The 10241-nt window shown below is 67.0% G+C and carries 8 protein-coding genes; 3 read left to right on the top strand and 5 right to left on the bottom strand.

Translation table 11 applies throughout. The features are described from left to right. Together I71_RS38115 and I71_RS01835 are read left to right on the top strand one after the other, a co-directional pair. Nucleotides 1-883, top strand: an 883-nt coding sequence (locus I71_RS38115) for a sensor histidine kinase (RefSeq protein WP_375731162.1), incomplete at its 5' end; no start/stop codon positions are given. A gap of 416 nt (nt 884-1299) precedes the next feature. After that, nucleotides 1300-3336 carry a Hint domain-containing protein gene (locus I71_RS01835; RefSeq protein WP_042689448.1) on the top strand — a complete coding sequence of 679 codons (2037 nt, stop codon included), beginning with the start codon at nt 1300-1302 and terminating at the stop codon, nt 3334-3336. Between the two features lie 24 nt (nt 3337-3360). Here the strand turns inward: I71_RS01835 and I71_RS01830 are convergent, their stop codons facing one another. After that, nucleotides 3361-3804 (bottom strand): helix-turn-helix domain-containing protein, encoded by a 444-nt coding sequence (locus I71_RS01830; RefSeq protein ID WP_042689446.1) that lies wholly within the window; start codon nt 3802-3804, stop codon nt 3361-3363. A 102-nt stretch (nt 3805-3906) separates the two neighbouring features. Here I71_RS01830 and I71_RS01825 point away from each other — a divergent pair, with 102 nt between their 5' ends. After that, nucleotides 3907-4677 (top strand): SDR family oxidoreductase, encoded by a 771-nt coding sequence (locus I71_RS01825; RefSeq protein ID WP_042689444.1) that lies wholly within the window; start codon nt 3907-3909, stop codon nt 4675-4677. Between the two features lie 110 nt (nt 4678-4787). On the opposite strand, the gene I71_RS01820 is transcribed toward I71_RS01825, so the two are convergent. From I71_RS01820 to recF, 4 genes are all read right to left on the bottom strand, one after another. After that, complete coding sequence (locus tag I71_RS01820; protein ID WP_042689440.1) at nt 4788-5555, bottom strand: YkgJ family cysteine cluster protein; 768 nt, start codon at nt 5553-5555, stop codon at nt 4788-4790. Nucleotides 5556-5571: 16 nt separating this feature from the next. After that, a complete protein-coding gene (locus tag I71_RS01815; RefSeq protein ID WP_042689437.1) occupies nt 5572-6045 on the bottom strand; it encodes a YchJ family protein in 474 nt (157 codons plus the stop codon). A gap of 456 nt (nt 6046-6501) precedes the next feature. Further along, nucleotides 6502-8985, bottom strand: a complete 2484-nt coding sequence (gene gyrB, locus I71_RS01810) for a DNA topoisomerase (ATP-hydrolyzing) subunit B (protein WP_042689435.1) — start codon at nt 8983-8985, stop codon at nt 6502-6504. Between the two features lie 90 nt (nt 8986-9075). After that, on the bottom strand, nt 9076-10241 hold a 1166-nt coding region (recF, locus tag I71_RS01805; RefSeq protein ID WP_042689431.1), incomplete at its 5' end, for a DNA replication/repair protein RecF.

Below are 10241 nucleotides of genomic sequence, written 5' to 3'. Positions count from 1 at the left end.
GCTGGGCGCCTTCCTGCTGACCTTCATCCTGGCCTCCCACGATCTGATGACCCTGCTGAACAGCGGCGACGACATCGGCATACGGCTCAGCCGGTTTGCCGCCCCCCTGCTGCTGACCACCTTCAGCGCCGTGTTCATGTGGCGCTTCGCCGTCACCATGAACATGCTGGACCAGTTCAACAGCCGGCTGACGCGGGAGGTCGCCGCCACCGAGGAGGCTCTGCTGCTCAGCTTCGAGCGCGAGCGCAAGCAGGCCAACGCCGCCACCCTGGAAGCCGAGCGCGTGCGTCTGATGAGCGACCTGCATGACGGCATCGCCGGACAGCTGGTCTCCATCCTGTCCCTGTGCGAACTGCGCGAGGTCGGGCAGGCGGAGGTCGCCGGGACGGTCCGGGCCGCGCTGGCCGACCTCCGGCTGATCGTCGCCTCGCTCGACGATTACGGCGAGGATCTGGCGGTCATGCTCGCCCTGTTCCGCGAGCGGATCGAACCGCAGGTCGCCGCCCACGGGGTGGAGCTGGTCTGGCGAGTCGGCAGCTTGCCCGACCTGAAGGGGCTGCATCCGGGGGCGGCGCTTGCCATCTTCCGCATCCTTCAGGAAGCGGCCAACAATGCCCTGCGTCACAGCGGTTCGGCGGAGTTGCGTTTCGAGGCCGGCCGTTCGCCGATGGCCGGCGAGGGGGTCCGCCTGTGTGTCCGCGACCGGGGGCGCGGCGGCGCCGACAACCGTCCCGGCAGCTACGGCATGGGAAACATGCGGCGCCGGGCGGAAGGGTTGGGCGCCGTTCTGACCATCCAGTCCGATGCCGACGGAACGGCGGTCATCCTCGACCTTCCCGCCCGGCTTCCCCCGGCGGCCCCGTCCCCGAGCGGAATGCGCTGACCCCGCCGGCCAGGGGGGTCACACACTCTTGGGATACTCGAACAGTGAAGGCACCACTATCGTTGGGTGAAATATCCCAGCGGGAGTAACGATATGTCTTCCGGCGATCGCATCCGTTTCGCTCCATCGTCGCACTCCGCGCCGCTCAGGGGGCTGCCGGCTTCTCCCTGCCTGTCCGCCCTCTGCCTGCCAATCACCTGCCGGTCTGCGCGCCACCCGTCGGTCAGAGACCGGCGATGACGCCCGGCGCCTTCTCCAAAGCCGGCCGGCATCCGCCGTAAATCCTCACGGGTTGTGCGACCCATTCATCTGCATTTCTTTTTTCGGATTGGAGTTCCAAAGTTATGGCTTTGGTCGCAAACGGCACTGAGCTTTCCATAAACACTGCAACCGCCGGCTCTCAGTCGGACGTCAGCGTGACGGCGCTGGACGGCTACGGATATTTCCTCGCCTGGACCGACGCAAGCGGGACCTCTCCCGACACCAGCGGTCGGGGAATTCGCGGGCAAATCGTCGGCTCCAATCTTTCGATGTTCGCGGACTTCCAGATCAACACCACCACGAACTCGGACCAAAGCATGCCAAAGGTTTCGACCTTGAAGGCATCGAGCGCTCCCCTCGGCGTGGTGATGGTGTGGCAGGACACCAACGGTTCGGTGGACGATACCGACGGTTCCGGAATCCGCGGGCGGATCTGGACGCCCGACAACGGATTTTCGGGGAATGATTTCGCCATCAACACGATGACCGCCGGTGACCAGAGCACGCCAAGCGTCACCGGATTGTACCCCGATCAGAATAACCAGATTGGCGGCTATTTCGTGGTCGTTTGGGTCACCGCCGACGCGGCCTCCGGCGATGGCGCGGGGACCGCGATCAAAGCGCAGCTCTTCGACTCCGGCGGAAACAAGCAAGGCGACGAATTCCTCGTCAACAGTGCCGCCGGCGATGATGTCCTGAACAGTGCCGCTCCCGGCGATGACACCCAATCCGCGCCGACGGTCACGGCGCTGAAGAATGGCGGCTTCGTCGTCACCTGGCAGGATGCGAGAGGCTCGGTGACGGGCAGCGGCGACGATACCTTGGGCACCGGCATACGGGCGAAGGTTTACGACAATTCCGGCAACGAGGTGACAGGCGACTTTCCGGTCAACACGGGAACCTGGGGGGATCAGATCGATCCAAAGGTCGTCGCCTTGAACGGCGGCGGGTTTGTCATCGTCTGGACAACCAACGATGCGGGGGCCGATGGCAATGGCTCCGCCGTGATGGCGCAGATCTATGACGACGGTGGAAATGCGGTGGGGAGCAATTTCGTCGTCAACACCAGCGGCAACGGTGACCAGAATGAACCCAGCGTCGCCGCATTGGGCGACGGCGGCTTCGTCGTCACCTGGAGAGACGCCAGCGGACAAGGCGACCCGAATGTTAAAACCGAGATCAAAGGCCAGATCTTCAGCGCTGACGGCACCAAGCTCGGCGGCGAGTTCACCGCCAACCCCACCCCCGGTGGCGATCAGCAATTTGCCTCCGTTGCCGCGACGAGCGACGGCGGCGTCATCGTTGCCTGGCAGGATTTACAAAGCCCTGACCAGCTCGAGATCAAGGCGCAGGTCTACAGCTACACGACGCCGGTCTGCTATCTGGCGGGCAGCCTGGTCTATACGGATCGTGGCGACGTGCCGGTGGAGCGGCTGCGCATCGGCGATCATGTTCTGACGGCCAGCGGCGCCTACCGTCCCATCCGCTGGATCGGCAAAACCACCATCCCCGCCCGCCTGATCAACACGCCGGAGGCGGAGCATATCTGCCTGCCGATGATCCTGCGCAGGCATGCCGTGCAGAGGAATGTGCCGTCGCGCGATCTTTACATCGCGAAATGGCATCCCCTGGTCATGAACGGCGTCACGATACCCGCCGGTGCCCTGACCAACGGTCTGAGCATCGTGCCGGACGGCAGGGTGCGCGATCTCGTCTATTACAATGTCGAGCTGGAGACGCTCGATGTGATCTTCGTCAACCACCTGCCGGTGCTGAGCCTGTGGCCGCGGGTAAGTCCGCGTTTCCGTTTCGACAATTGCGACGATTATTTCGCCCGTTATCCCGATGGCGCGGCCCATGATCTGGCGCTGACCTCTCCCGTTCCGATGAGCACCGACGATGATTTGCGGACGGCTGCGATGGCGCTCCACCGCCGGGCGAAGGATGGCTATCCGGACCCGGTGAAATCCGCGGGCGTCACCGCGCGAACGCGACTCCGTCCTGCCGGCGGGCCGATGGGCCTCGGGCCGAAACCCGGCGTGGCCCTGCCCTCGGCCGGGCCTTCCGCCGGAAATGCGACGGTCGACCTCAGTTGGGCGGCGTTCAAGGAGATGATGGAGTCCGACCCCCGTCATCCCGGCCGGCGCGACAAGCGGAAGATCGTCGGCAAGGACCAGGGCGTGCTCGTCTGAGCTGGGCCGACCGCAGCCGGGACATCAATCCTTTGCCGTGATGCGGGATGTCGCCGCCTCGCGCTCGGCGAAGGACGCCCGTGCCTGCCGGATCTCGGCGTGGTGCGTCTCCGCCCAGATCCACACGCCGCAGAACGCCGCTCCCAAACTCTCGCCGAGCGGCGTGAGCGTGTAATCCACATGGGGCGGGATGACCGGGTGCACCGTCCGCCGCACCAGGCCGTCCTTTTCCATCTGGCGTACGGTCTGGGTCAGCATCTTCTGGCTGATCCCGCCCACGACCTTGCCGAGCTGCGTGAAGCGCAAGGTGCCGTGCTCCTGCAGGGCTTCGAGGATCAGCATGGTCCATTTGTCGGCCACCTTGCCGATGATGTCGTGAACCAGGGCCTCGATGGCCGGATCGACCGTCTCGGGAGCCGGCTGCTGGCGCCGCGCCTCGATCCGCGGGTCGGGCAAAGCCTTGCGCATCCTACACTCTCCTTTTGGTGCGTATAAATCTTTCTGGTGCCTACTTTTATCTGGAGAGTATGGGCGATAGCTTTTGGGCGGACAACGGAGAAAGTCACGCCCATGAAGATGCAAGGGAACACCATCCTGATCACCGGTGGCGGTTCAGGGATCGGCAAGGCTCTGGCCCACCGTTTTCACGATCTCGGCAACCGGGTGATTGTCGCCGGCCGTCGAAAGGATGTGCTGCAGGAGGCGATTTCCGGTCGTCCGGACATGCACGCCATGACCTTCGACGCCGACAGCGCCGCGGGCGTCGCCGACTTCGCACGTCAGGTGACGAGCGAGCATCCGGCTCTCAACGTGCTGATCAACAATGCCGGGATCATGCGCCTCGAATCGTTGGACCGGCAGCGCGACCTCGCCGACGCGGAAGCGACGGTCGCCACCAACCTGCTCGGCCCCATCCGGCTGACCGACGCCCTGGTCGAGCATCTGGGCCGCCAGCCCGATGCGGCCCTGGTCAACGTCACCTCCGGTCTGGCCTTCGTGCCGCTGGTTGCGGCCCCGACCTACTCGGCGACCAAGGCGGCCATGCACAGCTACACGGTCGCCCTGCGCGAAGCGCTGAAGGACAAAATCGAGGTCATCGAGCTGGTGCCGCCGGCGGTCCAGACCGACCTCACCCCCGGGCAATCCACCCGTCCGGGCTATCTGCCGCTGGTCGATTTCATCGACGAGGTGATGACGCTGTTCCAGCAGCAGCCGACGCCGCGCGAGATCCTGGTGCAGCGTGTCGCCTTCCAGCGCCAGGCCGAGGCAGAGCACCGCTTCGACGAGGCGGTGGCGACGCTCAACGACATGGCCCGCAAGGCGCGCGAGGCACAGCGGTAAGGATGCAGGCGAGGGCGGCGGCAGTCGCACGTTAAAAAAGCGGAGCCGTGAAGGTTCCGCTTTTGCCTCTTTGCGCTCGCCCAGGACGCGGTGACCAGCAGCCCTCGCTCTCAGGCGGGCTTGCGCCGTGCCAAACTCTCCATCTCCCTGGCCCATCCGCTGTAGTTGCGGTGGTAGTCGCGCAGCGCCGGATCGCCCTTCGTCCGCTCCGCCATCGCCTGGAACAGCGGGGCCTGGGCCGCGGCGATCTCCGCGGCGTCCGGCCGGCGGGTACCGGTAAGGAAGGAGGACAAGCTGGTGACCAGATTGCCGCCGGTCGGCTTGACCGCCAACTTCGCCAGTTCGTCGACGATCCACGGCATGTATTTCAGCATGTAATCGGCATAGCGCTGGATCGCTGGCGTCTGGTCGAGCAGGTCGTTCCGCTCGCGGTCGAAATCGGCACGGTCGAGGATCGCGTGATTGCTGTAGACGACCGGCGCCGCCACCGACGTGTCGCATTGCCAGCCCTTGCGGGGGACCAGCAGGTCGGCCTGATCCTTCTCCTCGCGGTAGGGGTAGAAGGGCATGGTGCGGCAACGTGACGGCTTGTCCTCATGGATGCCGCACAGCCCGTCGTTCCTCAACTCCGGACAGGGATAGGCGGTCGGCAGATAAGCGGTCGGCACGATCAGCACCGCCACCGTCTTGCGGCTGGGCAGGCGCACCGAGGCGCCCAGTCTGGTCGCCAGCTCGTAGGAACGGGCATTGGAGCGCACCGGCGTCCACACCATGGCCAGCGGGAAGCGGCTGGCATGGGCGACGGCGTCCGTCAGCGTCAGCGGCAGCCAGCCGTGACAGCACTTGCCGCAGGCGGTGCAGGAGAAGCGCGGTTCCATGGCGGCGTCCTTCCGCTCACTTGCCGCAGCAGGTTTTGTATTTCCTGCCCGATCCGCAGGGGCAGGGCTCGTTGCGCCCGACCTTGACCACGCGGCGCGGCTCGCCCTTGGGGTTGACCTCGCCGCTGACATAGAACCAGTGGCCGTCCTCGCGGCGGAAGCTTGCCCGCTCGTGGTGGCGCATGTCGCTGCCGTGTGTGCGGAAATGGATGAGGAACTCCACCGTTCCGGTATCGCCCTCCTCGCCGGCGCTGAGGATATCGAACCGCTGCCACTCGGACTCGTCCGCCACCCGCTCGGCTTCGCCACGGTTGAAGTCCTCGCGGATCTCCGGTGCATGGGTGCGCTCGACATGGTCGAGGTCGTGGCGGACGAAGGCGGTGTAGCGCGACCGCATCAGGGCTTCCGCCGTCGGCGCCGGTTCCCCGGCGAGGATGGGGCCGCAGCACTCTTCGAAGGAGCGGCCGGAGCCGCAGGGGCAAGACGACATGATCGGTCCTCGGTTACACGCGGTAAGGGTCTTGGATGCCGGCGACCAGGGCCAGCAGATCGCCGATGACGGACGCCCAGACCAGCAGCAGGGGTGGTAATACCCCCATTTCTGGTACCAGGCGGTGGCGCGGTCAATCAGGGAGATTTTGACCGGAAACCGGCGGCGGTAAGTGGACCAAGGAGCGGCCGGCAACCGGTTCACCGCCGGTCCCAGCACATTGCCGACGGTGGCGACCCAAGGACTGACATCCGGGGGTGCCGCTCCCCCGCTCGAAGGCGGTGATGGACCGGCAGCGCAAACAGAAAGGACGGGGCCATCTTGGCCCCGCCCTCTTTGCTTGCTCTCAGGGTCCGGAGAGGAACCCCGCCGCCTCCCGTGAGACAACGGTTAAAAGTGTCTCAAACTTAGGATCCGGTTTCTCATCTTTTGCTTAAACGAACACCAGCACCGGCATCACACGTCCAGGTTCGACACCTTGAGCGCGTTGTCCTGGATGAACTCGCGGCGCGGTTCGACGACGTCGCCCATCAGGGTGGAGAAGACCTCCTCCGCCTGATCGGCGTGGCTGACGCGGACCTGCAGCAGCGAGCGCTTGGCCGGGTCCAGCGTGGTCTCCCACAACTGGTCCGGGTTCATCTCGCCCAGGCCCTTGTAGCGCTGGATGGTCATGCCGCGGCGGCCCAGTTCCATCACGGTGTCGAACAGGGCGACCGGGCCGGTCAGGGCGCGGGTTTCCTTCTGCTTCTCGAAGGCCTGGCCGGCGGTGCCGAACACCCGCTTCAGGTCGGAGGCCAGCGCGTCGAGGCGGCGGGCCTCGCCACTCTTCAGCAGGTCGGTGTCGAACAGGTGGCGGTGGGTGACGCCGCGCCGGGCGCGGATCACCGCATAGCCACCCTGGGGCAGGGCTTCGCCGCGCCAGCCGCCGTCGGCGTCCAGTGCGTTCATCCGCTCCGCCACCGCCTTGGCCGCCGCTTCCGCCGCCACCTTGTCGTCGGCCAGCGCGGCCGACAGGGTGCCGGCGACCGCCGCCTGCTCCACCACCATGGCGTTGCCGACCTTGCGCGACAGCGTGTCGATCGCCGGCCGCGCGGTGCGGGCCTGCTCGACCAGGCCGGACAGCTGTTCGCCGATCAGCAGCGAGCCGTCCGACAGCCGGACCGACAGGTCGCCCAGCGCCGCCTCGACCAGATACTCTTCGAGCGCCCGGTCGTCCTTCAGGTAGCGTTCCTTGGCGTTGCCGCGCTTGATGCGGTAGAGCGGCGGCTGGGCGATGTAGAGATAGCCGCGCTCGATCAGGTCGGGCATCTGCCGGAAGAAGAAGGTCAGCAGCAGGGTGCGGATGTGGCTGCCGTCCACGTCCGCGTCGGTCATGATGATGATCTTGTGATAGCGCGCCTTGTCGGCGTTGAACTCGTCGCTGATGCCGGTGCCCAGCGCCGCGATCAGCGTGCCGATCTCCGCCGACGACAGCATCTTGTCCAGCCGCGCCCGCTCGACGTTCAGGATCTTGCCGCGCAAGGGCAGGATGGCCTGCGACTGGCGCGAGCGGCCCTGCTTGGCGGAACCGCCGGCCGAATCGCCCTCGACGATGAACAGTTCCGACAGCGCCGGATCGCGTTCCTGGCAGTCGGCCAGCTTGCCCGGCAGCGACGACATGCTGAGCGAGCTCTTGCGCGTCATCTCGCGCGCCTTGCGGGCAGCTTCGCGGGCGGCGGCGGCTTCCACCACCTTCTGGACGACACGGCGTGCGTCGGCCGGATGCTCCTCGAAATACTGGGCCAGCGCCTCGCCCACCACCGCCTCGACCACGGGGCGGACTTCCGATGAGACCAGCTTGTCCTTGGTCTGGCTGGAGAATTTCGGGTCCGGAACCTTCACCGACAGGACGCAGGTCAGGCCTTCACGGGCATCGTCACCCGACAGGGCCACCTTCTCCTTCTTGGCGATGCCGGATTCGGCCGCATAGTTGTTGATGGCGCGGGTCAGCGCCGCGCGGAAGCCGGCGAGGTGGGTGCCGCCGTCCTTCTGCGGGATGTTGTTGGTGAAGCAGAGCGTCGTCTCGTGGTAGCTGTCGTTCCACTGCAGCGCGCATTCCACCGTAACCACGCCGCCATGCTCGGTCGGGCGCTCGTTCTTCAGCGTGATCGCCGGCTTGTGCAGCGCCGTCTTGGAGCGGTCGAGCCAGCTGACGAAGGCTTCCAGGCCGCCTTCGTAATGCAGGTTCTGCACCTTCGGCTCCACCCCGCGCGCGTCGGTCAGCACCAGGCGGACGCCGGAGTTGAGGAAGGCCAGCTCGCGCAGCCGGTGTTCCAGCGTGGCGAAATCGAACTCGATGTTGGTGAAGGTCTCGGCCGAGGGCATGAAGGTGACTTCGGTGCCCGACAGCGGCTTGCCTTTTTCCGGCACCATCGGCGCCTCGCCGACATCGGCCAGCGGTGCCTCGGCGTTGCCATGGCGGAAGCGCATGCTCCAGGTCCGGCCGCCGCGCCAGATGCGCAGATCCAGCGTTTCCGACAGCGCGTTCACCACCGAGACGCCGACGCCGTGCAGGCCGCCGGAGACCTTGTAGCTGTTCTGGTTGAACTTGCCGCCGGCATGGAGCTGGGTCATCACGACCTCGGCCGCCGAGACGCCTTCCTCCGGATGGATGTCGGTCGGGATGCCGCGACCGTTGTCGCGCACCGTGACCGATCCGTCGGCGTTCAGCACGACCTCGACCTTGTCGCAATAGCCGGCCAGCGCCTCGTCGATGGCGTTGTCGACCACCTCGTACACCATGTGGTGCAGGCCGGACCCGTCGTCGGTGTCGCCGATGTACATGCCGGGGCGTTTGCGCACGGCATCGAGCCCGCGCAGAACGGTGATCGACTCCGCCCCATAGTCCGCCTGCTGGGGCTCCGACTGCGGGAGGTCGTTCTTCAGTGCTTCCTGTGCCATGCGTCGACTATAACAGATTCGGTTGCGGATTCGGCGGTTTAGCGTGCATCGGCATGCTTTTTTTCTGGGTCTCGGCCCGCATTTCCACCCCTATCCGGGGCGGATCCGGGCGTCTTCGATGTGGAAGCGGCGGGCATCCTCGCCAAGGGGGTCGAAAACCCCCTCGTCGGTGCCGGTCATCCAGGCCTGGGCGCCCAAGGCCAGGATCTCGCCGAACAGCGCGGCGCGCCGCTCGGGGTCGAGATGGGCCGCCACCTCGTCGAGCAGAAGGATCGGCGCCATGCCGCGTTCGGCCGCCAGCAGCCGGGCATTGGCCAGCACGATGGCGATCAGCAGGGCCTTCTGCTCGCCGGTGGAGCAGAGCGCCGCCGGCATGTCCTTGGGCGCATGGCGGACGGCGAGGTCGCTCTTGTGCGGCCCCGCCAACGCGCCGCCGCCGTCGGCATCGGCGCGGCGTCCGGCGCGCAAAGACTCGCGCAGCGCATCCTCCGCCGCCAGGGCCGGACCCTCGTCCAGCCAGCGTTCCACCGTGCCGGCGACGGCGAGGTCGGCGCCGGGGAAGGGGCCGACCGAGCGGGCGCAGGCGGCGCGCAGCCGCTGCACCACCTCGCGCCTTGCGGCGGCGACGGCGATGCCGGTGGTCGCCATCTGGTCCTCCAGCGCGCCGAGCCAACCCTCGTCGAAGCGGCCGTCGCGCAGCAGCCGGGCGCGTTCGCGCAGGGCATGCTCGTAGCGCGACAGCCGGCCGGCATGGGCCGGGTCGAAGCCGAAGACCAGCCGGTCGAGGAAGCGCCGCCGTCCGCTCGATCCTTCGAGGAACAGGCGGTCCATCTGCGGGGTCAGCCAGACCATGGCGACATGGTCGGCCAGCGCCGTCTGGCCCTTGGCCGGATGGCCGTCGATGCGGACCAGCCGGCGGTCGCGCTCCGAGGTCCGGTTTCCGCCTTGCGGTTCGCGGCCGGTGCCGATCTCCACCGGTCCCAGCGGGGTGTCGAGCGTCGCCGCCACCGCCCAGCCGGCGCCGGGAGGCGAGCCCAGCCGTTCCACCTCGGCCAACCGGGCGCCGCGGATGCCGCGGCCGGGGGCGAGGAAGCTGACGGCTTCCAGCAGGTTGGTCTTGCCGGCGCCGTTCGGGCCGATCAGCGCGACGGGCCGGCGGTCGGGCTCCAGCCGCGCGGAGTCGTACCCGCGGAAGCGCGTCAGCGTCATCCGTCGCACGGCCAGAGCGGGGGCCAAAGCCGGGGCGGCGACGGACA

Origin of the sequence: Azospirillum sp. B506, assembly GCF_000333595.1 — a bacterium.
In the GTDB taxonomy this organism is placed as follows: domain Bacteria; phylum Pseudomonadota; class Alphaproteobacteria; order Azospirillales; family Azospirillaceae; genus Azospirillum.
Note: the sequence above shows the minus strand (reverse complement) of the source record. Positions and strands in the feature narration are given on the sequence as shown.